This is a genomic window from Streptomyces sp. KMM 9044, assembly GCF_024701375.2.
Lineage (GTDB): Bacteria > Actinomycetota > Actinomycetes > Streptomycetales > Streptomycetaceae > Streptomyces.
Genome location: NZ_CP113910.1, coordinates 5,904,830 through 5,931,376, shown reverse-complemented (window position 1 = coordinate 5,931,376; position 26,547 = coordinate 5,904,830). Strand labels below are relative to the sequence as shown.

Sequence of the window (26,547 nt, the reverse complement as noted above, 5' to 3'; positions counted from 1 at the left end):
GTTCTGTCACATCGGAAGCATCGCATCCGGGGCGCGCCCACGACGCCACCCGAACTCCCGTACGCGCCGGCGCGTGGGCCGCCCTGTCCGCCAGGCACCTGACGGACAGGGCTGTCGGCGGCGGCCCGTATCCTCGTGAACCATGCTCGAAGACCTCACGACCGAAGCGTCCTCCCCCGGCGCGTGGCCGGCCGCGTATCCGCAGGGGTACGCGGTCGTCGACGTGGAGACCACGGGGCTCGCCCGGGACGACCGCATCATCTCGGCGGGTGTCTACCAGCTGGACGCGCGCGGTGAGGTCGAGGACCACTGGTACACGGTGGTCGATCCGGAGCGGGACCCCGGCCCGGTGTGGATCCACGGCCTGACGAGCGAGTCACTCGAAGGGGCGCCCCTGTTCGCCGACATCGCCGGGGAGTTCGCCACCCGGCTGGAGGGCCGGGTGCTCGTCGCGCACAACGCCGTCTTCGACTGGCAGATGATCGCCCGCGAGTACGCGCGCGCCCGCGTGCAGGCGCCGGTGAAGCAGCGGCTGTGCACGATCGCCCTCTCCAAGGAGCTCGCACTGCCACTGCCCAACCACAAACTGGAGTCGCTCGCCGCGCACTTCGGTGTGGTGCAGCGGCGCGCGCACCACGCGCTGGACGACGCGCGGGTACTGGCGGAGGTGTTCCGGCCCAGCCTGCGGACCGCGGCGGCGCGCGGTGTGCGGCTGCCCCTGCTCGAGTGCCTGCCGCTGACGGAGTGGACGGACCGGCCCCGCCTCGGGCAGCAGACGGGCCACGGCGGCGGTTACCGGCCCGCCGGCTGGCGCCCGTCCCGTAAAAGGCCCGTGTGCCCGTACCCCAACCCGGGCCGGTACGCACCGGACAGGCCGCTCAAGCAGGGCATGCGGGTCGCCTTCTCGGGCGACACCTCCGTGGAGCGGGACCTGCTGGAGGACCGGGCGACCGAGGCCGGGCTGCACGTCGCCACCAGCATCTCCCGGCTGACCAGCCTCCTGGTCACCAACGATCCGGACTCGGGCACGTCCAAGGTGGTCAAGGCCCGGCAGTACGGCACCCCGGTCGTGGACGAGGCGGCTTTCGGGCAGCTGCTGGGCGACGTCGAACCCGCTTCGGAGAGCTGACCCCGTACGCGCGAAGCGGCCCGCGGGACCGCGGGCGGACCGGCCCCGCGGGGCCTGGGCGCATGAGGATGAGCCGAAGGGCGTGGAAGAGGAGGTTGCGGATCTCCAAGCCCTCTGGAAGGCCAAGAGAGTGAAGACCGGCACGTACGTCACGGCTCTCCACGACCTCAACGCCCGCAAGAACGAGCTGCTGGTGGACAAGGCGGACCATGCGGTCCCGGCCGGCACCCGTTCCATCACGGAAGAGCTGCCGGCGAACGGTTGGGAGAACCTGCCGACCGAACGTCAGCGGATCGTCGTTCGGAAGGTGCTCCGAGCGGCTCTCATTCGCCCGGCCGAGAGCCGGGAAGGCAGGTTCGACCCCGCGCGGGTCGAGCCGGTGTTCCACACCGTCTGAAACGAGAAGCGGGGCCTCTTCCGCGGGGAAGGAGCCGTTTTCTACGCCGGTGATCCAACCTTGTCGACAATGCCCGCCCTGCCCTCGGCGCGGGCGCAGTGGGCGCCGCAGTACCAGTGTCCGTCGGCGTCAACGCCCTGACCGATGATCTGCACCCGGCAGTGCTCGCAGATCGGGGCCATGCGGTGAATCGCGCAGGCGAACGAATCGAAGACGTGACGAGCACCGTCCTGGGTCTCCACGGTGAACGCCAGCGCGTAGTCGTTCCCGCACACTTCGCAACGTGTCATAAGCAGCATGGTCAGCCGCCAGGAAGGCGCTCGCAAGCCGGCAGCGCCACGTCGGCCAGGTACGACACCTGGCCGACGCAGCCGTCATTTCAAGTCCATCGGTTCAAGGATCCCGTCCGTCCGGGTCTCAGTGCGGACCGGAGCTTCGGACAACCGTCTCTCAAGCCACTCTTCTTTTGCCACGCACTCCCCACAGCGGCCTACGGTCCATGAATCATGCGAGGCGGGACCTCGATTACTGCGACCGACCTACTCGACGTGTTGCCATGCTTTTCCCGTCACCTCGTCGTACATCGCGGCCGGCGTCATTCCGACGTCCTCGGCCGGAGCAGAGGCATCCGCCTGAGGGTCACCGGGTGAGTGAGGTTTTCTCAACGAAATGATCCCGTGGGGTGACTCGGCCCAGGTGATCCCGCGAGCCGCGACGAGCCCTGCGGTCTCCGGCGGTCGTGCTGTCGAACCCGTCGCCGAGGAGGACTTCTGATGCGCAGCGTGACCTATTCGACGAGCGTCTCACTTGACGGCTACATCCTCGGTCCGGACGACGGCTTCGACTGGACGGCGCCCGACGAGGAGGCCTTTCGCTTCTGGACCGACGAGATTCGACAGGTCGGCGTCCACCTGTTGGGACGACGGCTGTACGAGACGATGCTGTACTGGGAGACCGCCAACCAGGACCCATCGCCCGACGCCTCCATGCTCGAGTGGGCCGCGCTCTGGAAGCCGCTCCCGAAGGTGGTGTTCTCGACCACGCTGTCGGCGGTGCGGGGCCATGCCCGCCTGGCCTCCGGCGGCCCGGCGGAGGAGATCGAGCGGTTGCGAGCCGAGCCGGCGGAGGGCAGGGCGGGGATCGTCGACCGGATGTGAGGACGTACCCGCCTGAATGCACCCCACAGCCCTGGCTGTACGGTCGTGGGGTGTATCGCTTCCTGTTGTCCCGCCAGTGGGTGATCCTCACTCTCCTGGTACTCGTGCTGATCCCGACGATGGTCGAGCTGGGCTTCTGGCAGTTGCACCGTCACGAGCGCCGGGTGGCCCTGAACCAGGTGATCGCCGGCTCCCTGGCCGCGAAGCCGGTGCCCGCCGGGTCCCTGACGGCGCCCGGAGCGAAGGTCGGCGACGCCGACCTGTACCGCAGTGTGACGGCGAAGGGCAGCTTCGACACCGCCGACGAGGTCGTCGTGCGTCGCCGCACCAACGCGGACGAGGAGGTCGGCTACCACGTCCTGACCCCCTTCGTCCTCGACGACGGCAAGGTCCTGCTGGTCAACCGGGGCTGGATCCCCGCGGACGGTCCGAGCCAGACCGCGTTCCCGAAGGTTCCCGCACCGCCCGGGGGCGAGCTCACCATCACCGGGCGGCTGATGCAGGACCAGACGACCGAGGACAGCGGCATCAAGAACCTCGAGGGCCTGCCGGACCGGCAGATCATGCTGATCAACAGCGAACTGGAGGCCGACCGGCTCGGCGAGGAGGTCCTCGGCGGCTACGTGGACCTGACCGATCCCGGGCCGAGCGGTGACACCCCGGAGCCGGTCCCCTCCCCCGAGCACGACGCGATCGGCCCGCACCTGGCGTACGCCTGGCAGTGGTGGCTGTTCGCCGCGGGCGTCCCCGTCGGCTGGGTGGTCCTGGTCCGCCGCGAGGCGCGCGAGCGGGCGGAGAAGGCGGACCAGGAGGCAGGCGCCGCGGCGGACGCCGAGGACACGGAACCCGCGGCGGTGTAGCCCGTCACTCACCCGGCTCCACCCCTGATTGCCGCACCCGGCGGCCGGGCATCCGCACCTCGTGCACGCTATCGAGGACTACGCGCTCATCGGCGACGAACAGACCGCTGCCCTGGTGGGCGCGGACGGCTCCGTCGACTGGCTCTGCCTGCCCCGCTTCGACTCCGGCGCCTGCTTCGCCCGGCTGCTCGGTGACGAGAACAACGGTCACTGGCGCATCGCTCCCGTCGGCGCCGAGCGCTGCACCCGCCGCACCTACCGCCAGGACACCCTCGTCCTGGACACCGAGTGGGAGACCGACGAGGGCATGGTGCGCGTCACGGACCTGATGCCGCAGCGCGACCGCGCCCCCGACCTGGTGCGCATCGTGGAGGGTGTACGTGGTGAGGTGACCGTCCGCAGCACACTCCGGCTGCGCTTCGACTACGGCTCGGTGGTGCCCTGGATACGCAGGACGGACGGCCACCGGGTGGCGGTCGCCGGGCCGGACTCGGTGTGGCTGCGCATGGAGCCCGAGGTACGCAGCTGGGGCGAGGACCGCACCACGTACGCCGAGTTCACGGTCGCGCCGGGCGAGCAGGTCGCGTTCGTCCTCACCTGGCACCCCTCCCACGAACCGCGCCCGCCGCTGGTCGACCCGTACGCCTCACTGCGGCACAGCATCGAGGACTGGCGCGCGTGGACGTCCCACTGCCGGTACGACGGCCCGCACCGGGACGAGGTCGTACGGTCCCTGATCACGCTCAAGGCCCTCACCTACTCGCCCACCGGCGGGATCGTCGCCGCACCCACCACCTCCCTGCCGGAGGAGTTGGGCGGAGTACGCAACTGGGACTACCGCTACTGCTGGCTGCGCGACTCCACGATGACCCTGAGCGCGCTGCTGGCGGCCGGGTACCAGGAGGAGGCGGAGGCCTGGCGCAACTGGCTGCTGCGCGCGGTGGCCGGCGATCCGGGAGACCTCCAGATCATGTACGGGGTGGCGGGCGAGCGGCGGCTGCCCGAGTACGAACTGCCGTGGCTCTCCGGCTTCGGCGGCTCCACCCCGGTCCGGATCGGCAACGACGCCGTCGGCCAGCTCCAACTGGACGTGTACGGGGAGGTCGTGGACACGCTGGCGCTGGCCCGGCGGTCGGGTCTGTCCCCGAAGCCGGACGTGTGGGCGCTGCAGGCGGTACTGCTGGACTTCCTGCGCTCGCAGTGGCGGCTGCCCGACGAGGGGCTGTGGGAGGTACGCGGCGGCCGGCGGCACTTCGTGCACTCCAAGGTGATGGTGTGGGTGGCCGCCGACCGTTCCGTGCGCGCCATGGAGGAGGATCCCGAACTCGAGGGCGACATCGACGGCTGGCGCGAGCTGCGCGACGAGGTGCACCGTGAGGTGTGCGAGAAGGGGTACGACCCGGCGCGGAACACCTTCACGCAGTACTACGGCTCGCGGGAACTCGACGCCTCTCTGCTGCTGATCCCGCGTACGGGCTTTCTGCCGCCCGACGACCCGCGGGTGGTCGGCACCATCGACGCGATCCGCGCGGAGCTGGGACCGGACGGGTTCGTCCGCCGCTACACCGCGGACGACACCGGAGTCGACGGCCTGCCCGGCGTGGAGGGCACCTTCCTGGTGTGCTCGTTCTGGCTCGCGGACGCCCTGCACATGACGGACCGGACCGAGGAGGCGCGCGAGCTGTTCGAACGGCTGATGGGGCTGGCCAACGACGTGGGGCTGCTGGCGGAGGAGTACGACCCGGCGGGCGGGAGGCTGCTGGGCAACTTCCCGCAGGCGTTCAGTCACATCGGCCTGGTGAACACCGCTCTCACGCTGTTCGGTGGCCGGGAGGCAGAATAGACGCCATGGATCTTGGGCTGAAGGACCGGGTGTACGTCGTCACCGGAGCGACCCGCGGGCTGGGTAACGCCACCGCGCGCGAGCTGGTCGCCGACGGCGCGAAGGTGGTCGTCACGGGACGGGAGGAGGAGAGCGTCGCCGAGACGGCCGCCGGTCTGGGACCGGACGCGGTCGGCGTGGCGGTCGACAACGCCGACCCCGAGGCGGCGGCCCGGCTGATCGGCACCGCGCGTGAACGCTTCCACCGTTTCGACGGCATCCTCGTCAGCGTGGGCGGCCCTCCGCCCGGGTTCGTCGCCGACACCACCGACGAACAGTGGAGGTCGGCGTTCGAGTCGGTGTTCCTGGGCGCGGTGCGGCTGGCCCGGGCCGCCGCGGCGGAGCTGGGCGAGGGCGGTGTCATCGGCTTCGTGCTGTCCGGCTCGGTGCACGAGCCGCTGGCCGGCCTGACCATCTCCAACGGGCTGCGCCCGGGGCTGGCCGGCTTCGCCAAGTCCCTCGCGGACGAACTGGGCCCGCGCGGCATCCGTGTCGTGGGCGTGCTTCCGGGGCGCATCGACACGGACCGCGTCCGTGAGCTCGACTCCCTCTCCGCCGACCCGGAGGCCACCCGCCAGGCGGCCCGGTCCCGCATCCCGCTGCGCCGCTACGGCACCCCGGCGGAATTCGGCCGCACCGCAGCCTTCCTCCTCTCCCCGGCAGCCTCCTACGTCACGGGCGTCATGGTCCCGGTGGACGGCGGGGTGCGGCACGGGTTCTAGCCAGGACCGCGCGGTTTCGGCCAGGACCGTTCCGAGGAAAGTGAGGACACGTGGAACGCGCGGCTCAGCGGCGCAGCAGGAGCGAGGTCACGCGCAGCCGACCGCTGTGGATCCACACATCGGAATACTCCACGGGCCGCCCGTCGTCCAGATAGGTGACCTGCTGGAGGTACTGCACCGGACTGCCCTGTTCCACGGCCAGGGCACGAGCGGTCTCCTCGGTGGCCGCCTCCGCGCTGAACGTGCGACGGGCGGTGGCGATCCGCAGACCGAACGTGCCCTCCAGTTCACCGAAGAGGCTCGAGGACGTGAAGTCCGCCCGCTCGATGCCGGGCGCGAGGTCGGCCCGCACGAAGTTGAACAGGAGCGCGACCGGCCCCTCGGGGATGGCACGCACCCGCACCAGACGCAGCACCTGGGCGTCGGGGGAGGCCAGGTCGAGCAGGGCGGCGACGGGCCGCGGCGGCGTGATGAGGGAGCACTCCCGCACTTCGGTGGTGGCGACGACACCCTGGCTGGCGAAGTCCTCCGAGAGGGTGCTCAGCTTCTGTGCGATCGACGGTTCGATGACGGTGGACGTCACGAACGTGCCGCGTCCGCGGACCTGCCTCAGCAGCCCCTCCTCGATGAGGGTCGTCAGGGCACGGTGCACCGTGCCGCGGCTGACCCCGAACTCCTGGGCCAGTTCTGGCTCGCTCTTGAGCCGGTAGTGCGCCGGCCACCGACCGCTCGCGATGCGCAGTCGGATGTGTTCCGAGATCTGCACATGGATCGCGGTGGGGACGTTGCGCCGGATGCCCGGAAGACCCCCTTCGTCGGCCGTCACGGTCACAGGTCTCCTCTACACGGTGGATACGCCGTGCCCCGGCCGGGGAGGCCGGGGCACGGCGGCTGGTCAGTAGCTGACGGTGGAACCGTCGCCGGTGCCGGTGACGATCGCCTTCCCGGCACTCGTACCGAGCAACGAGGCTCCGGCACGCAGAAGTTCCAGGGACTGACGGTAGGACTTGATGGAACCCGACGCCTTCACCCGGACGCCGTCACGGGCCCGGTCGACAAGGTAGCGGACGCTTTCCGGGCCTGCCGTCTCGATCTGCCCGCTGCTGGCGTTCTTGAGGTAGGCCGCGCCGGCCTCCATGGCCAGTTCGACGGCGGCCTCCTTCTCCTCCGCGCTGAGCAACGGCAGTTCCAGCATGACCTTGACGGGGCCGCCGAAAGCACGGACCACGCCCTCGATGTCCTCCCGGAACTCATCGTACTTGCCGCTCCTGAGCCAGCCGACCTGCACGCCGATGTCGAGCTGGGTGGCGCCGAGCCGGGCTATCTCGGCCGCTTCGGCCGCCTTGCCCGCGCTGGTCATGACGCCCACCGTGGGGAAGTCCAGGGCGGAGGCGACGCCGATGCCGGTGCCGCGCAGTTCGGCGACCACGACGGGGAGCCAGGAGGCAGGGACCATCGCGGCGTTGAAGCCGTAGGTGACGGTCTCCTGCGCGTGGGCCACCATGTCGTCGCGGGTGGCATCGGACTCGATACGGGTGTGCTGGATGTAGGGGGCCAGCTCGGCCGGACTGAGCGTCAGCTCGGCGGAGGGGGTCGTCACTGTCTCGGGCACGGATTCTCTCCTGGGGGTGGGGGTGGGGGTGGGGGTGGGCTGTGGAACGGTCCTGCGCCCACGACGTCGGATCCCGGGGATCAGAGCCTGGAGGCGTACTCCGGAGGGGCCTCCACGTCCTCCTTGTCGAACCAGCGGGGGGGGCGTCGACGCCACAGAACAGGCCGATGTTGCCCCAGGGTTCGAAAGCGCCGGTGCGGACGACGACCTTGGCCCGACGCGCCAGTTCGCCGAGGACCTCGGTGTGCGGACGGGTGGTGAACTCGGCGCCGGAGAACCTCTCGCGCAGCCATGCGTCGAGCCGGGGGTGGCGGGTGGGGACGTCCTCGGCCCGCACCACCCCCCTCGACGACCAGCTCGTCGGCGATCAGTCCGAGCACGGTCCGCAGGTCCGGAAGGTTCTCCGCGACCGCCAGGTCGATGCGGTGGGCGTCCCGGGGGACGGGGAAGCCCGCGTCGACGACCAGCAGCAGGTCGGTGTGGCCGAGGGTGGCCAGGGCCCCGCTCAGTTCGGCGTTGAGGATGCCGTGTCGTTTCATGGTTCCTTTCCAGGGTGAGGAGGACGGGAGTCAGGCGGCCGGCGCCGCTCCGGTCGCCAGGGTCATGACCGATTCCTCGGTCGCCTCGGCCGACGGCACGATGCCGGCGACGCGGCCCTCGCTCATCACCACGATCCGGTCGGTCAGGGTGAGCAGTTCGGGCAGGTCCGAGGAGGAGCAGAGAATCGCGAGGCCCTTCTCCGCGAGCGCGAAGAGCTGCTCGTAGATCTCCGCCTTCGCTCCGACGTCCACCCCGCGGGTGGGTTCGTCGAGGATCAGCACGGCCGGGTCGATCGCCAGCCAGCGGCCGAGGACCACCTTCTGCTGGTTGCCGCCGGACAGGCTGGTGATGGACTGATCCATGGTGGCGGTCTTGACCCGCATGCGCTGCGCCTGTTCGGTGGCCTGCCGGTTGAGGGCCCGACGGTGGAGCAGTCCGAACCTGCTCAGCCGCTCCGTGGTCAGCGCGCCGACGTTGTCACCGACGCTCATGGTCGTCAGCAGGCCCTGGGCGCGGCGCTCCCCGGGGACGAACGCCAGACGGCGGCCGACGCTGGCGATCGGGTTGCGTCGCTGGTAGGGCTCGCCCAGGAGTTCCACCGAGCCACCGGTGCCGCGGTCGCCGCCGAAGATGTTGTGCAGCAGCTCCACCCGCCCGGAGTCCGGCAGGCCGGCCACACCGAGGATCTCCCCGGGCCGTATCTCCAGGGACACGTCCCGGTGTCGGCGGCCGGTCAGCCCGTCCACGCGCAGGGCGGGCGTGACGGCGGGGTCGGGGTGGTGGTCGGGGCGCCGCTCGAAGTGGCCGAGGCGGCGGCCGACCATGGCGGCGACCGCCTGTTCGGGAGTTGTCTCGGAGTTCCGCCAGGAGGCGACGTGGGAACCGTCGCGCAGCACTTCGATGCGATCGGCCAGCCGGAAGACCTCCGGCATCCGGTGGGAGACGTACAACAGGGTGGTGCCGTCCTCCTTGAGGCCGGCCATCAGGGTGAACAGTCGCTCGGCCTCGGCCGGAGTGAGCATCGCGGTCGGCTCGTCCAGGATCAGGACCCGGCAGCCCCGGGCGACGGACCGGGCCACGACGACGAGCTGCTGGGTTGCCAGGTCCAGCGACCCGACGGGTGTGGCGGGGTCCACGGCCAGGTCCAAGCGGGCCAGAACCTCGGCGGTGCGGTCCGTCATCCGGCTGCGGGAGGGGAACCACCGGTGTCCCGGTTCCATACCACTCAGAACGTTCTCCGCGACGCTGCGGTCGGGAAGCAGCGAGAGCTCCTGGGGGACGATCGCGACGCCGTGCCGGTCGAGCATGGTGCTGGGGTCGAAGGAGGTCACCCGCTCTCCGAAGACAGTGACGGTGCCCCCGCTGGGCGGCTGGAGACCGGCAAGGATCTTGAGCAGGGTGGACTTCCCCGCGCCGTTCTCGCCGAGCAGCGCCGTCACCTCGCCGGCGGGGACGTCGAAGGAGACGTCGGACAGGGCGCGCACCGGGCCGAAGCTGCGGGACAGTCCGCGTACCTCGACGGCCGTGGGGGCCTCGGGCACGGCGGTCACTTCTCCACCGTCGCTTCGCCGAGGTTGTCCCGGGTGATGAACTGGGCCCCGGTGTTCACACCGGTGATCTCCGTACCCTCGTCCAGGAAGTCGTGGAGCACCTTGACGGCCTGGTAGCCCTGCTCGACCGGGTTCTGGCTGATCGTGAAGTCGACCACGCCGCTTCGGAGGTACTCAGCGGTCTGCGGCAGCAGGTCGAAACCGCCGACCGTGATGGTGTCCTTCTTCTTCGCACCCGCCACCCACTTGGCGGCGGCGGTCGTGGAACAGCAGTCGAGGCCCGCGATGGCGACGACGCCGGACTGTCCGGACATCGTGGACTCGACGGTGTTGTACGCGGCACTGGGCTCGTTTCCGACGTTGACCGGGCCGACGACGTCCAGGCCGCTCCCGGACAGACCCTGCTTGAATCCGCTGAACCGGTCGTGGGACCAGCCGGCCCCGGTGTCCACCGAGAAGACGACGACCTTGCCCTTGGCGTCCGCGCCGAGGTCCTCACGGAGCCGCTCGGCCTGTGCCTTGCCCGAACCCTTGAGGTCCTGGCCGACGAAGCCCATCTGTTCCGAGTCCGGGTTGTCGGTGTTGAAGGAGACGACGGGGACACCGGCCTTGTGGGCCTGGGCTATGACGGGCTTGAGCGCATCGCTGGACGCGGAGGAGACGGCGAGGCCGTCGACGGCCTTCTGCTGCAGCAGTGTCTGGATCTCGGAGACCTGCTTGGCCGCGTCGCCGCCGGTGGGCCCGATCAGGCTCGCCTCGACACCGAATTCCCCGCCCGCCTTCTTCATGCCCGCGCCGATGGGCGTGGCGAAGGCCAGGGACGGGTCGTGGTAACTGAGCTTGATCCGCAGCGGCTTGCCGTCGTCGATCCGCTGCTGAACGTGGGCGGCGAGCTTGAACTCACCGTCGGAAGCCGCGCTGCCGGTGGAGGTGACGGCGCCGCAGGCGGTGAGGCCGAGAACGGTGGTGGCGGTGGCAACGGCGACGAGGCTTCTGAGGGTGGGACGAGAGGACACGGGAGACTCCTTTGTCGCAGGGTGTCGGTGGGGACGGCGATCCGCCGGGGCGCTCCGTGGCGGCCACGGCCGTGCGGCCGGTCGGGTGTGTGCGGTCGGGAGCGTCTGGACGGAACAGGAAGGCGGCGGTCAGGCGCGGGACTTGCGCCGGCGTTGCCAGGTGTCGGCGGCGACTGCGGCGACGATGACCAGTCCGGTCACGACGGTCTGCCAGAAGGAGGAGATCCCCTTGACGTTGAGGATGTTCTGCAGCAGGCCGATGAAGGCGACACCGATGACGGTGCCCCAGATGGTGCCGGAGCCGCCGAACAACGCCGCGCCGCCGATGATGACCGCGGAGATCACGGTGAGTTCCATGCCCTGCCCGGTGACGCCCTGGACGTAGGACAGGAAGGACAGGCCGAGGACTCCCGCGAGTGCGGCGGTGAATCCGGAGAGGACGAACGCGGTCAGCTTCACCCGCTTGACGTTGACGCCGACGAGCCGGGCGGCCTCCTGGTTTCCGCCGACGGCGTAGGTGTTGAAGCCGAAGCGGGAACGGGACAGCAGCACCGCGCCGGCCACGGCGATGACGGCGAAGAACACGAACTGCATCGGGATGACGCCGAACAGGAGTCCCTGGCCCAGCAGGTTGAAGTCCGCGACACCCGTCTGCGAGGAGCTGAGGGAGATCGGGGCGCCGTCGGAGATGAGCAGCGCGACACCGCGGAACACGCTGAGCGTGCCGAGGGTGACGATGAACGACGGCACGCCGAGCACGACCACCGCCAGGCCGTTGAGCAGTCCCGCCACCGCGCCGACAGCGAGACCGACGAGTGCCGCCCAGACCCAGCTCCACCCGTCCGAGATCAGGATGCCGGTCGAGATCGCCGACAGGGCGTAGGTGGAACCGACGGACAGGTCGATCTCTCCGTTGAGGATCACGAAGGTCACGCCGATGGCCATGATGCCCATCTGGGAGACCTGTTGACCCACCGAGAGCAGGTTGTCGGACTGGGCGAAGCTCGGCGAGAGGACGCTGCCCAGCACGAAGAGCAGGACGAGGGCGGCGAAGACACCGGCTTCACGGGCGTGCAGCATTCTGCGCAGGGGAAGTGCGAACTCCCGCTGCGCGGACGCGGTGGTCGTGGTCATCGGTCGGTTCCAATCAGGGCATTCAGCTGGTCTCGGGTCGGCAGTGCGGGAACGACCCCGGCGATGGTCACGGCATGGGCGCCGGCGACCCCGGCGAGGCGCGCCGCCTCGGTGAGGGAGCGCCCCTCGGCGAGGGTGACGGCGAGTGCGGCGGTGAAGGAGTCGCCCGCGCCGGTGGTGTCGACGACGGTCCTGGCCGGGTGCGGCGGAATCCGTGTCGTGACGCCCGCCTGTACGACGAGTGCTCCCTGGTCTCCCCGGGTCAGGACCGCGGCACCGCCGGTGAGCGCGCACAGACGGCGCGCCAGTTCCTCGTCGTCCTGCCCGTGCCCCTCCTGGAGTCCGAGGAGCACGGGAGCCTCGGTCTGGTTGGGGGTGATCACGTCGATCAGCGGCCAGAGGTCGTCGGGCAGCCGGCGGGCGGGTGCCGGGTTGAGCAGAGTCGGGGTTCCCGCGTCGCGGCCCGCGCGCAGTGCCGCGGCCACGGCCGCCTCGGGGATCTCCATGGAGACCACGAGGATGTCGGCGGCGGCGATCTCGGCGCGGAAGGACTCCACGGCGGCCGCGTCCAGTTCGTCCAGGGCACCGGGGGCGATGCTGATGCGGTTCTCCCCGGATGGCTCGACCAGGATGAATCCGACCATCGTCGGGGCTTCGGCCGTCAGGACACGGTCCGCCGCGACACCTTCCTCCCGCCACAGTGCGCGAGCGGCCCGCCCGAAGTCGTCATCGCCGACGGCGGTCACCAGGGAGACCTCTGCGCCGAGTCGGGCGGCACCGATGGCCTGGTTGCTTCCTTTTCCCCCGGGGCCGGGGGAAAACACCCCACCCGAGACGGTCTCGCCTGCGGCGGGCGACCTGGGCAACCGCATGGTCAGCCCGGCCCCATAGCTTCCGACAACCGCAACCTTGACCATGCACCCACCTCATTGCATAGGGACAACCCTGAACATGAAGGAGCGTATGCATAGTGATGTCCATAGTCAACGACTAAGGAAAAGTGACTTTTGAGCCAACATCGGGGGAGGGTGAAGCCGTCCGTGGGCTGCGGCGGACGTCAGTGAGGTCCGGCGAACGCCATCGACCGGCCCACCCCGCCTGCGGCACTCCGACCGGGTGCACGCGGCGTACCCGGGCATCCCTCACCCGCACGAGGCACCACGGAATCCGCCGGAGCGCTCAGCTGACCCGTTCCGGGCGGTGTTTGACGGACCGGAGGCGGACCTCGGCCGGGAGGGTGCCAAGGCCCGTCGACTCGCGGGCGTGGGTCAGGGCTCCGGTGGTGAACCCGTCCAGCACGGTGCCGGGGTCGGCATGGGGTTCCAGGAGCAGGCGGACACGGGTCCGCGGGAGACCGCGGCGGCGGGTCAGCCGTACGTGGGCCTGTCCGACCCCGTCCAGCCGGCCCGCCTCATGGGCCAGTACGGTCTCCAGCGCCCGGCCGCGCAGCACCGCTTCGTCGCCGTCGCCGGTGGCGACGAACACCTCGGCGAGCCGTCGTCGGCGCACCACCGCGACCAGCCACCACAGCAGGAGCAGGAGGAGGACCACGAGGGCGGCGATCACGACCGGCCACCACCAGCCCGCGTCCCGCCACCGGGTCCGCTCGGCCTCGTCCAGCAGCACGTCGTGCCGTCCGTCGTGCAGCCACCAGGACGGCGCCGGTGCTCCCAGTCCGACGGCCAGTACGGACCCGCCGAGGGCCACGAGGAGCAGTCCCACGATCCCGAGCAGGACACGGTTGACGACTCTGGTCACCGCCCTCCCTCCTTCCGGCCGGGACGCCGTACCCGTACCGCCAGCACCGGCGGCCGGGACAGCGCCATGCCCCTGACCGCGTCGGCGAGCACCGCACGCAGGTCGGCCCGCACCTCGTCCAGTTCACGGAAATGCGACACTGCGCGGACGTCGGCCCGCTTACGGGTCACCCGCACTCGTACCGACCGCACCCCGGCGACATCGACGGCCCGGTCCCGCAGTACCGTCACCGCCGCGTCCCGGTCGAGGCCGGCGCGGACGTCGGGGTGGGTGCGGCGCATCGGGAGCAGGAACCTCAGCCCGGGGGTGAGGGCCAGCAGGAGCAGCCAGAGCCCCAGGAGGGCGGCGATTCCGGCGCCCAGCAGTACCCAGAAGTCGTCCAGGGGCCGCCCGGCCAGCTGGCCGGCGAGTTCCCGGCGCCAGCTCGTCACGGGCCGGTCGGCGCGCACCGCGGCGATGTCGTACAGGAACGCGGCGACGATCACCAGGAGCAGCAGCGCGAGCAGGCCGGCGGGAATTCTGCGGGCCGACCAGAAGCGCCGGGGACCGGTGCCCGCGGAGTCGTCCGGCTCGGGCGGCGGTGGCTTCTCCAGGACGGTGCCCGTGGCCTCCTCGGCAGGACCGGGTCCGCTCATCGGGTCCTCCCCTGGGCCGTGTCGAGGGCCGCCGCCATGTGCAGCCGCTCCACCTGGACGACGACCTCCGGCACCTGCATGCCCGCCAGTGTGGACACCCGCGCGACCACCTGCCGGCGCACCTCTCCGCACCGGCCGCCGATGTCACCGGGGTAGCCGAGTTCGACATGGACGCGGACCCGCGCGGTGTCGTCGTGGTGAACGACGACCGTGGAGTACGGCGGCTCGGCGTCCGGGGGCAGCGGTCCGACCGCCTCGCGGGCCGCCTGGGAGGCGATCTTCGCGACCACCCGGTCGGCGATCCTGGTCGCACCGCGCTCACGCGGCTCCACGACGGCCGGGGCACCCCCGGCTTCGGCCTCCCCCGTGCGTACCGCTCCCACGGGTGTCATCGCCGCCGATTGTCACGGGTACGGAAGAAGTCGCCGAACTCCAGGTCCCCCTCGAGGAACCGCCCGACGACGAAACCGATGGCGCCCAGGGCCGCCACCAGCAGGAAGGCACCGAATCCGCCGAAGTATCCGGCGAAGCCCAGTGCCATGCCGGCGATCATGCCGGCCACGGCCATGCTCATGGTGCGCTCCTCAGCTCCTCGAACTCCCCAGCGGTCCGCCGTCCTCGCGGCCGGGGACACCCGTTCACCGCGCGGTTCCTCACTGGAGGCGGCTTTCCGACTCCTCGTCCTCCTCGTCCGGCAGCTTCACGTCGCTCACCGCGATGTTGACCTCGACCACCTCGAGGCCCGTCATCCGCTCGACCGCCGCGATGACGTTCTCCCGTACGGCTTTGGCGACATCGACGATGGAGACGCCATAGTCGACGATGATCTCCAGGTCGAGCGCGGTCTGCACCTCGCCGACCTCGACCTTCACTCCGCGGGTCACCGATTTCGATCCGCCCGGCACCCGGTCGCGCACGGCTCCGAAGGTCCGGGACAGACCGCTGCCCATGGCGTGCACGCCGAACACGTCCCGCGCGGCGAGGCCCGCGATCTTCTCCACGACACCGTCGGCGATCGTGGTGCGGCCGCGGCCGGCCGCGTCGCCTCCGCCGCGCCGGGCTCCCGGCCCTCTGCCCGCGGAGGTGTCCGGTCCGGTCTTCTCGAGGTCGGCGGCCCGTGTGGAGCCGCCGTCCGTGGTGTCGCTCATCGCCGTACGTCCCTTCCGATCGTCGTCCACGGGAACCACCGTATGCGCCAATGCGGCGCGGCGCGCCATGGATACGGCAGGCTGGGGGAATGACGGCGGACGGATGGACTCGGGCAGTGCGGCAGCAATTGGGGCTGGGCAGGCTTCTGCCGCTGGGCGGACCGCGGGACGGCGCGTGGATCTCCGAGAGGGCCGCCGGGGAGGTTCTGCGGCGCGCGGTGGCGCGGGCCGAGCCGGACGTGCGCCTGGACGGTCTGCGGATCGCGCTCGCCGCCCCGAAGGATGCCGGTGAGCCGGTGGTGCCGCCTCCGCCCAGTGCCCTGCCGCCGGGCCCGCTGCGTGTGACGGCCCGGTTCGCGGCCACGGCGGTGGAGCCGCTGCCGGCGACCGCGGACCGGCTGCGGGCCGCGTTGTCGCGGGCCGCGGCGGAGCGGATCGGGCTGGTGGTGACGGAGGTCGACCTGCGGGTGACCGAACTGCTGGACGCGGAGGCCGGGACGGCGACGGGCCCGGAGGCGGGCCCCGCGGCGGAGGGCGGGGCGGAAGCCGACGAACCGGCCACCGGACCGACCGGTGCTCCGTCCGGGGGCGGAGCCGGTGCCCCTTCCGGTCTCCCGGCGTCCGGTGGGTCCGACGAGGGCCGGGTCGCCGCTGCCGCACTCGCCTCACCGGGGGTCTCCCGGCTGACGGGTGTGCTCGGCCGCGCGGTGCACCTGACATCGTCACCGCAGGCGCCCGCCACCGTCTCCCTGGCCGGCCGGCACGCGCGCGTGGACCTCGCCGTCGGGGCGGACCACCGGGCACTGGACGTGGCCCACGCGGTCCGCTCGGCGGTGTCGGCCGCCCTGCCGGATCGCCCGACAGTGGCGGTCCTGGTCACGGCGGTCGACTGACGCCGGCCGGAGCGTCACGGGCTGCTCATTCGCCGAGACCGGTCAGGTCCCTCAGCCGGCGGCCCTGGGCCGCGCGCTCGGCGACTCGCTGCTCCTCGTACGTACGCGCCACGGCCCCGCTCAGCAGCGCCTTCGTCTCGATCACGGCGTCCCGGGGCGCGGCGAGCAGCGCCGCCGTGAGGTCCCGTACCGCTGCGTCCAGTTCGCCGCCGGGCACGGCGATGTTGGCGAGTCCGGTGTGCACGGCCTCCTCGGCCGTGACGAACCGCCCGGTCACGCAGATCTCCAGCGCGCGGGCGTACCCGACGAGCCCGACCAGTGGATGCGTGCCGGTCAGGTCCGGGACGAGTCCCAGGCTGGTCTCGCGCATGGCGAACTGGACGTCGTCGGCGACGATCCGCAGATCGCAGGCGAGGGCCAGCTGGAAACCGGCCCCGATGGCATGTCCCTGCACGGCCGCGACGGACACGATGTCGCTGCGCCGCCACCAGGTGAACGCCTCCTGGTACGCGGCGATGGTCGCGTCGAGGTCGGCCTCGCTGCCGCGCGCCATCTCGACGAACGACGGATCACCCTCTATGCCCTCGAGGGTGAGCATCTGCCGGTCGAGCCCGGCGGAGAAGGACTTGCCCTCGCCACGGAGCACCACGACACGCACGGATCCCGGCAACAGCCGGCCCGCCTCGGTCAGCGCGCGCCACAGAGCGGGGCTCTGCGCGTTGCGCTTGGCCGGGTTGGTCAGCGTCACCGTGGCGATCGCATCGTCGACGGTGAGCCGTACGCCGTCCTTGTCGAGCACGGGACCAAGATCCTGGGCGGGCGAAGCCATGGAGCGCCTCCGATGGGTGCGGTCGTCCTCCGTACCGCACGGCGGGACCGGGCCCGCCCTGCGGCACAACTGAGTGACTGCACAGTAACCACCCGCCCGGCCGGTCGGCCGACCGGGTGGCCACCTCGGATCGGGGCGCCCGGGAGTCAGGCCGAAGCGGCCTTCTTGCCCCGGGTCGCCCCGCCACGCCCTCGGAGCGTGACGCCCGACTCACTGAGCATGCGGTGCACAAAGCCATACGAGCGGCCAGTCTCCTCGGCCAACGCCCGGATGCTCGCACCGGCGTCGTACTTCTTCTTCAGGTCTGCCGCGAGCTTGTCGCGCGCGGCGCCGGTCACCCGGCTGCCCTTCTTCAGAGTCTCGGCCACCCGTGCCTCCTCATGGGAAGTGCGCTCTGGTCCCCTCATGATCACCCCTCCGGGGCCCGATGGCCACCCATTCGGCAAGGTCCGTGCGACAAGGTTGTGACGACAGGAGCGCATCCCCACATACGGAATGACACATTCCACGATGTGTCGCCCACACCACCGGACGGGTTCCGCCGTGAAGTGCCAGGTCAGAGCGGTGACGCGGCCGAGCCCCGGACGATCAGGAGCTCGGCCGCGACGCCGGTGCAGGACACACCTGGGTACGAGGAGATCTCACACGAATGATGGATCACCGATGGGCCGAATGATCCATACGCGGTGGATCACGCCGGCGACCGGTCCGCGCCGGAGGCCCCGCGGCACGGGGCCGCTCAGGCGAGGGCGACGAGGTCCGCGTAGTCGGCACCCCACAGGTCCTCGATGCCGTCCGGCAGCAGGATGATCCGCTCCGGCTGGAGCGCCTCGACGGCGCCCTCGTCGTGTGTGACCAGGACGACGGCGCCCTTGTAGGTGCGCAGCGCGCCGAGGATCTCCTCACGGCTGGCCGGGTCGAGGTTGTTGGTGGGCTCGTCGAGGAGGAGCACGTTCGCCGAGGAGACCACGAGGGTCGCGAGCGCCAGGCGGGTCTTCTCGCCGCCGGAGAGGACACCGGCGGGCTTGTCGACGTCGTCACCGGAGAACAGGAACGAGCCGAGCACCTTGCGGACCTCGACGAGATCCATGTCGGGCGCGGCGGAGCGCATGTTCTCCAGCACCGTGCGGTCCCGGTCGAGGGTCTCGTGCTCCTGCGCGTAGTAGCCGAGCTTGAGCCCGTGGCCGGGTACGACCGTGCCGGTGTCGGGCTGTTCCACTCCGCCCAGGAGGCGCAGCAGGGTGGTCTTGCCTGCGCCGTTGAGACCGAGGATGACGACGCGGGAGCCCTTGTCGATGGCCAGGTCGACATCGGTGAAGATCTCGAGCGAGCCGTACGACTTCGACAGGCCCTCGGCGGTCAGCGGGGTCCTGCCGCAGGGGGACGGGTCGGGGAAGCGCAGCTTGGCGACCTTGTCGGCCTGGCGGACGCCTTCGAGGCCGGACAGCAGGCGCTCCGCGCGGCGGGCCATGTTCTGCGCGGCGACGGTCTTGGTGGCCTTGGCTCGCATCTTGTCGGCCTGGGCGTTGAGGGCGGCGGCCTTCTTCTCGGCGTTCTGCCGCTCGCGCCTGCGGCGCTTCTCGTCGGCCTCGCGCTGTTGCTGGTAGAGCTTCCAGCCCATGTTGTAGATGTCGATCGTGGAGCGGTTGGCGTCCAGGTAGAACACCTTGTTGACGACCGTCTCGACCAGGTCCACGTCGTGGGAGATCACGACGAAGCCGCCACGGTAGGTCTTGAGGTAGTCGCGCAGCCAGACGATCGAGTCGGCGTCGAGGTGGTTGGTCGGCTCGTCGAGCAGCAGTGTGTCCGCGTCGGAGAACAGGATGCGGGCCAGCTCGATACGGCGGCGCTGACCGCCGGAGAGCGTGTGCAGCGGCTGGCCGAGCACCCGGTCGGGCAGGTTCAGCGCGGCGGCGATGGTGGCGGCCTCGGCCTCGGCGGCGTACCCGCCCTTGGTGAGGAACTCGGTCTCCTGGCGCTCGTACTGCCTCAGTGCCTTGTCGCGGGTGCTGCCCTGGCCGTTGGCGATCCGCTGCTCGTTCTCGCGCATCTTGCGGATCAGGGTGTCCAGGCCGCGGGCGGACAGGACGCGGTCGCGAGCGAGCACGTCGAGGTCGCCGGTGCGGGGGTCCTGGGGGAGGTAGCCGACCTCACCGGAGCGGGTGACGTTGCCGGCGGCGGGGACGCCCTGGCCGGCGAGGACCTTGGTGAGGGTGGTCTTGCCGGCGCCGTTGCGGCCGACCAGGCCGATGCGGTCGCCCTTGGCGATACGGAAGGTGGCGCTCTCGATGAGGACACGGGCACCGGCGCGCAGCTCGATGCCGGAGGCGGAGATCACGGACAGGCTCCAGGGCGTTGGGTGGCGGTGGGCGGCTGAGGGCGTTCCCGCCGTCTAATGCGCGAGGAGAATGGCCATGGGAGCCATTCTAACGGGGCCGCGCAACCTCTTTTCCGGCCCGCGGATGTGCGGTGCGGGCGGTCCTCCGGGCCGGGGGCGTTGTCGGTGGGGGTGCCAGACTGGGTGACAGGTCGAATTTCCGGCGATCTTCCGGTGATTGTCCGGTTGTGGAACACGAGGGGTGATGACCATGGCAGGCACGGGCGGCGGTCGTCCGCGCGTCTTTCCGACCCTGCTGTACGCGGACGCCAAGGCGGCGATCCGGCAGCTCACCGAGGCCTTCGGGTTCACCGAACTGTCGGTGTACGAGGACGGGGGCGGCGGAGTGGCCCACGCCGAGCTGGTGCAGGGCAACGGCGCGGTGATGCTGGGGTCCAAGGGCACCGGCAGCGCGTTCGACAAGGCGATGGAGGGCTCGGGCCCGGCCGGGGTCCACGTCGTCGTGGACGACGTGGACGCGCATCACCGGCGGGCGGTGGAGCAGGGCGCGGAGATCCTGATGCCCCCGACGGACCAGGACTACGGCTCGCGGGACTACATGGCCCGCGATGTCGAGGGCAACATCTGGAGCTTCGGCACGTACGCCCCCGAGACGGGGGCGTGAGCGAGGAGCGGGAAGGGCCGCGCTGAGGGGTGGGAGGCGTCGGGGCGGCCCGCAGGACCGCGCGGGCGGGCGGTCCTGCGGGTCGTGCGGGGGGGCCGGATCAGCTTCCGGTGTGCACCTGGAAGGCGGCCCGGCGGACGGCTTTGGCCAGGGCCGGATCGGGGTGTGCGGCGGCCAGGGCGACCAGGACCTGGACGGTGCGCGGGTGTCCGACGGCACGCACCTCGTTCAGCAGCGCGGGGACCGTGGGCTGGACCGCGGACTCCAGATGCCGTACCAGCAGCGGAGCCTCCCCGTGGTCGGCGACCGCGGCGGCGGTGTCCACCCACAGCCAGGTGGCCTCCGACCGGGTGAGGACCCCGTGGGCGTCCTCGGGGTCGGCGCCCTCGTGCTCGGCGAGCCACAGCAGGGCGTAGGGCCGCAGGGTCGGCTCGTCGTGGACGGTGCGGACCTCGGGTTCGGCGGGGGCGCCGACGACCCGCAGCGCCTCGAAGGCGAGGCCGCGCAGCAGGGCGTCCTCACCGCGGGCGGCGTCGAGCAGTTCGGTGACGGCGCTGCCCACCGGGCGGGCGGCGAGCCAGGCGCGGTACTCGGCGCGGGCGGCGTTGGGGCGTAGTTGGGCGCAGCCGCGGAGCATGTCCTCGGCGCCCTGCTCGATGTTCCCGGCGGGGCTCTGGGCGGCGACACAGATCTGCTCCAGCTTGACCCAGACCGCCCAGCTGCCGAGCGGGGTGAGGGTGGCCTGTCCCTCTCCGTAGGTGAGAGCGCCCACGGCGGCGAGGGCGCGCAGGGCCCAGTCGAGGAGCGGGGCGAGCGGGGCGAGCGGGGCGAGCGGGGCGAGCGGGGCGAGCGGGGCCTCGTCGGCACCCGGCCCGGTGGGGGCGGAGGTGGGCGCCGCCGCCGCTCTGAGCTGGGGCTCGGGGTGGGCGGGGTCGGGGGAGCGGGGCCCGTAGTCGACCTCGCAGCGTTCCGTGCGCAGTTCGGTGACCCGCTGCTGCAGGAGGTCGAGAAGCTGCGGGACGGGAACCGGGCCGGCCGACAGCTGGAGGAAGGAGAGCACCTGCGGCATGGCCGAGACGACCTCACCCACGGCGGTGGGCTCATGGCCCTCGGGCTCCGGGTGGGCGAGCGACCAGGCGTCGAACAGAGCGACCCAGCCGCGCAGCACGGCGCTGTCGTCGCGGTTCCAGGCGCGCAGCCGCCAGCCGGGGCGCGCGATGTCGCCGTGTACCTCGACCAGGCCGGCGAGCCGGGCCGTGTCCCAGTCGGCGCGGACCTGAACCGAAGTCAGGCCCAGGTCGTCGGCCGCCCATTCGGCGGTCGTGTCGGAGAGGATCGCCTGGCCGGCGGCGGTGGCACTGCCCCGGCCGGGGCCCAGGGCCGCGTCGGCCCAGCGGGCGACGCGGGCCGCACCGGCCAGACGGGAGCGCGCCATTCGGGCCAGCTCCGCAGGGGCCGGTGTGCCTTCCGGCGGGCGCGGCGCGGGGCGGCGCGAGCGCTGCTGGTTCATTGCCCTGGGGGCAGCGGCCAGGGGTCGCGGGCGGACAAGTCGAAGCCTGGAGTCGCGCGGGATACGGGACGTCACGGGTGCAGTCTCGCGGTTGACGGTCCGAAAACCCAAACGGAATGTCACACGCGGCGAAGGGGAAGGCCAACGCACCGGGGAGCACCGGCGGTCCGAGGAAGGAAACAGGCCGGGACATGCCGGGGACACGTCACGGAGCGGAATCCGGGCGGCGGCCCGCGGGAAGGCCGTGACGGCCGGTCCCGCGGGCCGCCTCCGGGATGGCCGGTGCGGTGCGCGGCGGTCACATGAAAGGGGTGAGGAAGCGGCGCAGCACCTCTTCGTAGGTGTGCGGGTCGGCGTTCCACATCGCGCCGTGCGAAGCGTCGTCGACCGTGTGCAGGGTGACCGTGTTGGGCTGGGCGGCGGCCAGGCGGCGGGAGGGCAGCCAGGGGGCCACCGTGTCGCCGGGTCCGTGGACGATCAGGGTGGGGATGCCGACGCGCTCCGGCCCTGGGGTGCCGGGGCGGTGGCCACCGTGGTGGTGGTCGCCGTGGCGGCCGGTGCGGCCCTGGGCGGCGCGGACCGCCAGCGGCAGCAGCGCGCCGGGCGTACGGCGGGCGGTGGCGAGGGCCCGGAGTGTCGATTCCCAGCTGAGCACCGGGGAGTCCAGGACCAGCCCGGCGACATGGTCGCGCAGTCCGGAGCGGGCGGCGGCGCGCAGGGCCATGGTCGCGCCGGTGGACCAGCCGAGCAGAACGACCTGCCGGGCGCCGGCGTCCACCGCGTAGCTGATCGCCGCGTCGAGGTCTCGCCACTCGGTCTCGCCGAGGTGGCTGAGGCCGTCGGGCGAGCGCGGCGCGCCCCGGTCGCCCCGGTAGGCGAGGGCGAGCACCGGGAAGTGGTACCGGTGCAGGAACTCCATGAGGTTCATGGTGTGTTCCCGGGTGGTGCCGAGTCCGTGCACCGCCAGCACCCAGGTGTCCCGGACGCCCGGCACGAACCAGGCGGGGAGAGGGCCGAGTTCGCCGGGGACGTCGACGTCGGTGTGGTCCAGGCCCAGGGCGGTCCCCGGATCGCCGACGTAGAGGTTCGGGGTGAACCAGACCCGGTCGCCGGGCTCAAGACCGCCCCGTACGACGCGTTCGACCCGGCGTACGACGGTGTCGGCGGAGGACGGAACGTCGTCCAGGACGGGACCGACGACCGTGTGCGCGCCGTCACCGGCGAGGCCGTAGCGACCGGGCCGCAGCGCGGCGAGGTGCCGGGTGAGGATGACCTGTCCGGCGGCGACGCCGTGGACGGTGAGCCGGGGTTCGGCGGGCAGGGGTCTGCCCGGCGGCGCCTTGAGGGCGGCGTCGCTGGCAAGCCTGCCGACCGCCACCGCGGCGACGGAGGCCCCTATCACGGCGGTGACGGCAGCGGCCGTCGCTCTGACAGTACGCACCCACCCAGTGTCCCGGCGGACCTGCCGCCCGGCCACCCCGGCGGGTGCACGGGACCGGGCCCCCGGGTACGCCGAGTCGCCGGGACGGGCGGCAACCGGGGTGCCCGGGCGCCGGGCAGCCGAGCCGCCGAGGGCCCGGTCACACGGTCGATGGACGTTACCCGGGCCGCCACCGGCGTCGGCCGGCCGCTCCGGGCGACGCCGGCGGCGCCCTCCGGCATCGGTCGGTCCGGCCGCGCTGCCCGTGAACACATGAGCCCGTGGACGATCCGGCCGGCACGTGGTCCCCGCCGTCAGTCCCGGAAGCCGACCGGGCCGGCCGGCCATCCGGCCACGCTGTGGACCGCCCGCCGGGGGACCCCACCGGCGGCGGCGGTCAACCGCTCCCGGAGTGTGCCGCCCCCACCGGCCGCTCGGCCGCGCTGCCCGTGAGCGCCTGGACGGCCCGGGAGGGCCTCCGTCGGCCGGCCGGCCCGGGAATCGGTCACCCGGCCGGCCCCCGGCCAGTGGACGCCCACCGTGGGAGACGCCGCCGGTGCGGCCGGCCGTTCCGGGCCCTGCTCCGCCCCGCCGCCCGCCACAGCCGGTCAGCCGGGCCGGCCGTAGCTCTGCAGGCGGTTCGTGACCTCTGCGAGCCGCTCGGCCGACAGGAGGTTCGGGGAGCGGCCGGGGACGGACGAGGCGGTCAGCCAGAGTCTGCACATCCACTCCAGCTGGGCGGTGCGGTCGTAGGCCTGGTCGAGGGTCGTGCCGTAGGTGACGGTGCCGTGGTTCTGGAGGAGGCAGCCGGCGCGGTCCTCGAGGGCGCGCAGCATGTTCTCGGCCAGCTCGTCGGTGCCGTAGGTCGCGTACGGGGCCACCCGTGCGGGTCCGCCGAGCGCGGCGGCCATGTAGTGGATCAGCGGGAGTTCGTCGACAAGTGTGGAGACGGCCGTCGCGTGCACGGCGTGGGTGTGCACCACCGCGCGGGCGCCGGTCGTGCGGTACACCGCGAGATGCATGGGCAGCTCGCTGGTCGGGGCCAGGGTGCCGAGGATTTGCCGGCCGGTGAGGTCGACGCCGGTCACGTCGTCCGGCGTCAGCCGGTCGTAGGGCACGCCCGAGGGGGTGACCAGCACGGTCTCCCCCACCCGCAGCGAGACGTTGCCGGAGGTCCCGACGACGAGCCCGTCCGCGGCGGTTCGGCGGGCCGCCCCGACGAGGGCGGTCCAGGCGCGGGCCTCCTCGTCGCTCGCCGGCCGCTCCCACCGCTTCTTCGTGTCCCGCCGGTCGACCTGTTGCTCAGCCATGCCGTGATCCTGCCGGGTGACCGAAATCTCTTCAACGGCGTGCCTTCGGCTCCCGGCCGTGCCCACCCGCTTCCGGCCGACCGTCCGCAGCCGCTTCCGGCCGACCGTGGAGCATCCGGCTTCACCACGGTCACTCCGACGCCCATCCCAGTTCATCTTCCGTTCATTCAGGTTACTTACGTTCAACGCGCCAATGACTTCGAACGATTGCCTGGGTAAATGGAAAGCTTCTCGCTGATCCTCGCGATTGTGGTAGTAACCGCACTCGCGTTTGATTTCACGAACGGTTTCCACGACACCGCGAACGCGATGGCGACGACCATTTCGACCGGTGCTCTCAAGCCCAAGGTTGCGGTGGCCATGTCCGCCGTGCTCAACCTGGTGGGCGCCTTCCTCTCCGTGGAGGTCGCCAACACGATCTCCAAGGGCCTCGTCGACGAGGCCGGCATCCGTCCCGAGGTCATCTTCGCCGCACTGGTCGGCGCGATCCTCTGGAACCTCCTGACCTGGCTGGTCGGTCTGCCGTCCAGTTCCTCGCACGCCCTGATGGGCGGCCTGATCGGCGCCACCGTCGCCTCGGCGGGCTTCGGCGCCGTGCACGGCGACGTCCTGGTCACCAAGGTACTGATCCCCGCGATCGCCGCGCCGCTGGTCGCCGGCCTGGCCGCGATGTTCGCGACCCGGCTGACCTACCGCATGGGCCGCAAATCGGCCGACAGCAAGGCCTCCGAGAAGGGGTACCGGGCCGGACAGATCGCCTCCGCCGGCCTGGTCTCCCTGGCCCACGGCACCAACGACGCCCAGAAGACGATGGGCATCATCACCCTGGCCCTGGTCACCGGCGGCACCCTCGCCCCGGACTCCGACCCGCCGATGTGGGTCATCCTCTCCGCGGGCATCGCCATCGCGCTCGGCACCTACCTCGGCGGCTGGCGCATCATCCGCACCATGGGCAAGGGCCTGACCGACCTCCAGCCGCAGCAGGGCTTCGCCGCCCAGACCAGCGCCGCGACGGTCATCCTGGCCTCCTCCCACCTCGGTTTCTCCCTGTCCACCACGCACTCGGTCTCGGGTTCGGTGATGGGTGCGGGCCTGGGCCGCAAGGGCGGCGTGGTCCGCTGGTCGACGGCCACCCGGATGTTCGTCGCCTGGGGCCTGACGCTGCCTGCGGCGGCCCTGGTCGCGGCGATCGCGGAGTGGGTCTGCGGCTTCGGCGGCTGGGGCACCGCCCTCGTCGCCGTCTTCCTGGTCGGCTCCAGCGCGGCGATCTGGAAGATCTCCCGGCGCGAGGTCATCGACCACACCAACGTGAACGAGACCGACGAGGAACAGAGCGGCGTCGTGACCGCGGCCATGGCCGCGGTGGCCATCCCGCCGGCGGGCCACGTGAGCGACGAACTCTCGGCCACCGTCCCGGCCCCCGCCGACCCGACGGCCCCTCCGGCCAAGACCACGGTCTGACCCCCACAGCAGGACGCGAAGGAAGAAGAGCACCATGAAGATCGACTGGGCCGCCCTCGGTTCCGTCTTCGGCGTCAGCCTCGTGGTCACCGTGGCGCTGGTGGCCCTGTTCACCTTGGGCATCACCGGCCTGTCCCGCCGTGAACGGGCCGCCGCCCAGGGCGGGTCCGCGGCCCTCGCGGTCACCGGTGCCTACGCCTGCTTCGCGGCGTGCGCGGCGGCGGTGGCGTACGGGATCCACCTGATCATGGCCTGACGGCCGCGCGACGGGCGGTGCGGGGCGCGTTGCCTCCGTACCGCCCGTTCACCGTGCCCGTGCCGCCTTCGGGGTTCACCCTCCCGAACCCCTCTGTGGGCCTCAGCACACTTCAGCCTCGCAGGTCAACGGCAAGTTGACGGTTCTTCCGGACCATGGTGGACTGCCGAAGCCACTACGGGCGGCAGGAGAGGAAGCCGGTGCGATTCCGGCGCGGTCCCGCCACTGTCACCGGGGTGAACCACCCCGGGAGCCAGGAACTCTCGCCGCCGGTCTCGTCGAACCAGGGCGTGGACACCCTGAGTGAGGACATATCGTCATGCCCG

The 26,547-nt window shown here is 71.7% G+C and carries 27 protein-coding genes, 2 pseudogenes and 1 riboswitch; of the genes and pseudogenes, 10 read left to right on the top strand and 19 right to left on the bottom strand.

Going from position 1 to position 26,547, the window contains the following annotated elements; genetic code table 11:
* Positions 1-142 precede the first annotated feature (142 nt).
* Positions 143-1,129 carry a DEDDh family exonuclease gene (locus HUV60_RS26775; RefSeq protein WP_257849759.1) on the top strand — a complete coding sequence of 329 codons (987 nt, stop codon included), beginning with the start codon at positions 143-145 and terminating at the stop codon, positions 1,127-1,129.
* 82 nt (positions 1,130-1,211) lie between these two features.
* On the top strand, positions 1,212-1,526 hold the full coding sequence (locus HUV60_RS26770; protein WP_257849758.1) for a hypothetical protein: 315 nt from the start codon (positions 1,212-1,214) through the stop codon (positions 1,524-1,526).
* A 41-nt stretch (positions 1,527-1,567) separates the two neighbouring features.
* On the opposite strand, the gene HUV60_RS26765 is transcribed toward HUV60_RS26770, so the two are convergent.
* Entirely contained in the window at positions 1,568-1,816 is a 249-nt protein-coding gene (locus HUV60_RS26765) for a hypothetical protein (RefSeq protein WP_257849757.1), read from the bottom strand.
* A gap of 483 nt (positions 1,817-2,299) precedes the next feature.
* Here HUV60_RS26765 and HUV60_RS26760 point away from each other — a divergent pair.
* The 4 genes and pseudogenes from HUV60_RS26760 to HUV60_RS26745 all read left to right on the top strand — a co-directional run.
* Positions 2,300-2,668: pseudogene (locus tag HUV60_RS26760) on the top strand (dihydrofolate reductase family protein); the annotation flags it as partial.
* 65 nt (positions 2,669-2,733) lie between these two features.
* On the top strand, positions 2,734-3,543 hold the full coding sequence (locus HUV60_RS26755) for an SURF1 family cytochrome oxidase biogenesis protein (protein WP_257849756.1): 810 nt from the start codon (positions 2,734-2,736) through the stop codon (positions 3,541-3,543).
* A gap of 61 nt (positions 3,544-3,604) precedes the next feature.
* A complete protein-coding gene (locus HUV60_RS26750) occupies positions 3,605-5,386 on the top strand; it encodes a glycoside hydrolase family 15 protein (protein ID WP_257849755.1) in 1,782 nt (593 codons plus the stop codon).
* Between the two features lie 5 nt (positions 5,387-5,391).
* Positions 5,392-6,147: an SDR family oxidoreductase gene (locus HUV60_RS26745; RefSeq protein ID WP_257849754.1), complete on the top strand. Its 756-nt coding sequence runs from the start codon at positions 5,392-5,394 to the stop codon at positions 6,145-6,147.
* Between the two features lie 64 nt (positions 6,148-6,211).
* Here the strand turns inward: HUV60_RS26745 and HUV60_RS26740 are convergent, their stop codons facing one another.
* The 12 genes and pseudogenes from HUV60_RS26740 to HUV60_RS26685 form a co-directional block, all read right to left on the bottom strand.
* Positions 6,212-6,973: a GntR family transcriptional regulator gene (locus tag HUV60_RS26740; RefSeq protein ID WP_257849753.1), complete on the bottom strand. Its 762-nt coding sequence runs from the start codon at positions 6,971-6,973 to the stop codon at positions 6,212-6,214.
* A 69-nt stretch (positions 6,974-7,042) separates the two neighbouring features.
* Positions 7,043-7,759 (bottom strand): deoxyribose-phosphate aldolase, encoded by a 717-nt coding sequence (gene deoC / locus HUV60_RS26735; RefSeq protein WP_257849752.1) that lies wholly within the window; start codon positions 7,757-7,759, stop codon positions 7,043-7,045.
* An 80-nt stretch (positions 7,760-7,839) separates the two neighbouring features.
* A pseudogene (gene rbsD / locus HUV60_RS26730) lies at positions 7,840-8,298 on the bottom strand (D-ribose pyranase).
* Positions 8,299-8,328: 30 nt separating this feature from the next.
* Positions 8,329-9,849 carry a sugar ABC transporter ATP-binding protein gene (locus tag HUV60_RS26725; protein WP_257849751.1) on the bottom strand — a complete coding sequence of 507 codons (1,521 nt, stop codon included), beginning with the start codon at positions 9,847-9,849 and terminating at the stop codon, positions 8,329-8,331.
* Positions 9,846-10,865 carry a sugar ABC transporter substrate-binding protein gene (locus HUV60_RS26720; protein WP_257849749.1) on the bottom strand — a complete coding sequence of 340 codons (1,020 nt, stop codon included), beginning with the start codon at positions 10,863-10,865 and terminating at the stop codon, positions 9,846-9,848. The genes HUV60_RS26725 and HUV60_RS26720 overlap by 4 nt, the downstream gene beginning before the upstream one ends.
* 129 nt (positions 10,866-10,994) lie before the next feature.
* A complete protein-coding gene (locus HUV60_RS26715; protein ID WP_257849748.1) occupies positions 10,995-11,999 on the bottom strand; it encodes an ABC transporter permease in 1,005 nt (334 codons plus the stop codon).
* Positions 11,996-12,916 (bottom strand): ribokinase, encoded by a 921-nt coding sequence (locus HUV60_RS26710; RefSeq protein WP_062190722.1) that lies wholly within the window; start codon positions 12,914-12,916, stop codon positions 11,996-11,998. The genes HUV60_RS26715 and HUV60_RS26710 overlap by 4 nt, the downstream gene beginning before the upstream one ends.
* A 262-nt stretch (positions 12,917-13,178) precedes the next feature.
* Positions 13,179-13,757 (bottom strand): alkaline shock response membrane anchor protein AmaP, encoded by a 579-nt coding sequence (gene amaP, locus HUV60_RS26705; RefSeq protein ID WP_257849747.1) that lies wholly within the window; start codon positions 13,755-13,757, stop codon positions 13,179-13,181.
* The gene (locus tag HUV60_RS26700) at positions 13,754-14,392 is read right to left on the bottom strand and encodes a DUF6286 domain-containing protein (RefSeq protein ID WP_257849746.1); all 639 of its coding nucleotides are present in this window, start codon (positions 14,390-14,392) and stop codon (positions 13,754-13,756) included. Before HUV60_RS26700 ends, amaP begins: the two co-directional genes overlap by 4 nt.
* The gene (locus HUV60_RS26695; RefSeq protein ID WP_257849745.1) at positions 14,389-14,784 is read right to left on the bottom strand and encodes a hypothetical protein; all 396 of its coding nucleotides are present in this window, start codon (positions 14,782-14,784) and stop codon (positions 14,389-14,391) included. Before HUV60_RS26695 ends, HUV60_RS26700 begins: the two co-directional genes overlap by 4 nt.
* Positions 14,781-14,966, bottom strand: a complete 186-nt coding sequence (locus HUV60_RS26690) for a hypothetical protein (RefSeq protein ID WP_257849744.1) — start codon at positions 14,964-14,966, stop codon at positions 14,781-14,783. The genes HUV60_RS26695 and HUV60_RS26690 overlap by 4 nt, the downstream gene beginning before the upstream one ends.
* A gap of 79 nt (positions 14,967-15,045) precedes the next feature.
* Positions 15,046-15,540 (bottom strand): Asp23/Gls24 family envelope stress response protein, encoded by a 495-nt coding sequence (locus HUV60_RS26685; RefSeq protein WP_257850270.1) that lies wholly within the window; start codon positions 15,538-15,540, stop codon positions 15,046-15,048.
* A gap of 89 nt (positions 15,541-15,629) precedes the next feature.
* On the opposite strand from HUV60_RS26685, the gene HUV60_RS26680 reads away from it, so the two are divergent.
* The gene (locus HUV60_RS26680) at positions 15,630-16,433 is read left to right on the top strand and encodes a nucleopolyhedrovirus P10 family protein (RefSeq protein ID WP_257849743.1); all 804 of its coding nucleotides are present in this window, start codon (positions 15,630-15,632) and stop codon (positions 16,431-16,433) included.
* A 25-nt stretch (positions 16,434-16,458) separates the two neighbouring features.
* On the opposite strand, the gene HUV60_RS26675 is transcribed toward HUV60_RS26680, so the two are convergent.
* From HUV60_RS26675 to HUV60_RS26665, 3 genes are all read right to left on the bottom strand, one after another.
* Positions 16,459-17,262 (bottom strand): enoyl-CoA hydratase/isomerase family protein, encoded by an 804-nt coding sequence (locus tag HUV60_RS26675; RefSeq protein ID WP_257849742.1) that lies wholly within the window; start codon positions 17,260-17,262, stop codon positions 16,459-16,461.
* Between the two features lie 146 nt (positions 17,263-17,408).
* On the bottom strand, positions 17,409-17,630 hold the full coding sequence (locus HUV60_RS26670; protein WP_018567695.1) for a helix-turn-helix domain-containing protein: 222 nt from the start codon (positions 17,628-17,630) through the stop codon (positions 17,409-17,411).
* Between the two features lie 371 nt (positions 17,631-18,001).
* Complete coding sequence (locus HUV60_RS26665; RefSeq protein ID WP_257849741.1) at positions 18,002-19,600, bottom strand: ABC-F family ATP-binding cassette domain-containing protein; 1,599 nt, start codon at positions 19,598-19,600, stop codon at positions 18,002-18,004.
* A 250-nt stretch (positions 19,601-19,850) separates the two neighbouring features.
* On the opposite strand from HUV60_RS26665, the gene HUV60_RS26660 reads away from it, so the two are divergent.
* On the top strand, positions 19,851-20,264 hold the full coding sequence (locus HUV60_RS26660) for a VOC family protein (protein WP_257849740.1): 414 nt from the start codon (positions 19,851-19,853) through the stop codon (positions 20,262-20,264).
* A 100-nt stretch (positions 20,265-20,364) separates the two neighbouring features.
* On the opposite strand, the gene HUV60_RS26655 is transcribed toward HUV60_RS26660, so the two are convergent.
* The 3 genes from HUV60_RS26655 to HUV60_RS26645 all read right to left on the bottom strand — a co-directional run bounded on the left by HUV60_RS26655 (position 20,365) and on the right by HUV60_RS26645 (position 24,504).
* Positions 20,365-21,774, bottom strand: coding sequence for a hypothetical protein (locus tag HUV60_RS26655; protein ID WP_257849739.1), 1,410 nt, complete (start codon positions 21,772-21,774; stop codon positions 20,365-20,367).
* 298 nt (positions 21,775-22,072) lie between these two features.
* Positions 22,073-23,215: an alpha/beta hydrolase gene (locus HUV60_RS26650; RefSeq protein WP_257849738.1), complete on the bottom strand. Its 1,143-nt coding sequence runs from the start codon at positions 23,213-23,215 to the stop codon at positions 22,073-22,075.
* A gap of 587 nt (positions 23,216-23,802) precedes the next feature.
* The gene (locus tag HUV60_RS26645; RefSeq protein WP_257849737.1) at positions 23,803-24,504 is read right to left on the bottom strand and encodes a class II aldolase/adducin family protein; all 702 of its coding nucleotides are present in this window, start codon (positions 24,502-24,504) and stop codon (positions 23,803-23,805) included.
* Between the two features lie 219 nt (positions 24,505-24,723).
* Here HUV60_RS26645 and HUV60_RS26640 point away from each other — a divergent pair, with 219 nt between their 5' ends.
* The gene (locus tag HUV60_RS26640) at positions 24,724-25,965 is read left to right on the top strand and encodes an inorganic phosphate transporter (RefSeq protein ID WP_257849736.1); all 1,242 of its coding nucleotides are present in this window, start codon (positions 24,724-24,726) and stop codon (positions 25,963-25,965) included.
* Between the two features lie 34 nt (positions 25,966-25,999).
* A complete protein-coding gene (locus HUV60_RS26635; protein WP_257849735.1) occupies positions 26,000-26,221 on the top strand; it encodes a hypothetical protein in 222 nt (73 codons plus the stop codon).
* Between the two features lie 142 nt (positions 26,222-26,363).
* A riboswitch (cobalamin riboswitch) is annotated at positions 26,364-26,506 on the top strand.
* The last annotated feature ends 41 nt before the right edge of the window (positions 26,507-26,547 follow it).

Bases quoted from the DNA above. Each gene is read 5' to 3' on its own strand.
- HUV60_RS26775 (WP_257849759.1), top strand. From the start codon at position 143: ATGCTCGAAGACCTCACGACCGAAGCGTCCTCCCCCGGCGCGTGGCCG.
- HUV60_RS26765 (WP_257849757.1), bottom strand. From the start codon at position 1,816: ATGACACGTTGCGAAGTGTGCGGGAACGACTACGCGCTGGCGTTCACC.
- HUV60_RS26745 (WP_257849754.1), top strand. From the start codon at position 5,392: ATGGATCTTGGGCTGAAGGACCGGGTGTACGTCGTCACCGGAGCGACC.
- HUV60_RS26715 (WP_257849748.1), bottom strand. From the start codon at position 11,999: ATGACCACGACCACCGCGTCCGCGCAGCGGGAGTTCGCACTTCCCCTG.
- HUV60_RS26710 (WP_062190722.1), bottom strand. From the start codon at position 12,916: ATGGTCAAGGTTGCGGTTGTCGGAAGCTATGGGGCCGGGCTGACCATG.
- HUV60_RS26700 (WP_257849746.1), bottom strand. From the start codon at position 14,392: ATGAGCGGACCCGGTCCTGCCGAGGAGGCCACGGGCACCGTCCTGGAG.
- HUV60_RS26695 (WP_257849745.1), bottom strand. From the start codon at position 14,784: ATGACACCCGTGGGAGCGGTACGCACGGGGGAGGCCGAAGCCGGGGGT.
- HUV60_RS26690 (WP_257849744.1), bottom strand. From the start codon at position 14,966: ATGAGCATGGCCGTGGCCGGCATGATCGCCGGCATGGCACTGGGCTTC.
- HUV60_RS26685 (WP_257850270.1), bottom strand. From the start codon at position 15,540: ATGAGCGACACCACGGACGGCGGCTCCACACGGGCCGCCGACCTCGAG.
- HUV60_RS26680 (WP_257849743.1), top strand. From the start codon at position 15,630: ATGACGGCGGACGGATGGACTCGGGCAGTGCGGCAGCAATTGGGGCTG.
- HUV60_RS26675 (WP_257849742.1), bottom strand. From the start codon at position 17,262: ATGGCTTCGCCCGCCCAGGATCTTGGTCCCGTGCTCGACAAGGACGGC.
- HUV60_RS26660 (WP_257849740.1), top strand. From the start codon at position 19,851: ATGGCAGGCACGGGCGGCGGTCGTCCGCGCGTCTTTCCGACCCTGCTG.
- HUV60_RS26655 (WP_257849739.1), bottom strand. From the start codon at position 21,774: ATGAACCAGCAGCGCTCGCGCCGCCCCGCGCCGCGCCCGCCGGAAGGC.
- HUV60_RS26645 (WP_257849737.1), bottom strand. From the start codon at position 24,504: ATGGCTGAGCAACAGGTCGACCGGCGGGACACGAAGAAGCGGTGGGAG.
- HUV60_RS26640 (WP_257849736.1), top strand. From the start codon at position 24,724: ATGGAAAGCTTCTCGCTGATCCTCGCGATTGTGGTAGTAACCGCACTC.
- HUV60_RS26635 (WP_257849735.1), top strand. From the start codon at position 26,000: ATGAAGATCGACTGGGCCGCCCTCGGTTCCGTCTTCGGCGTCAGCCTC.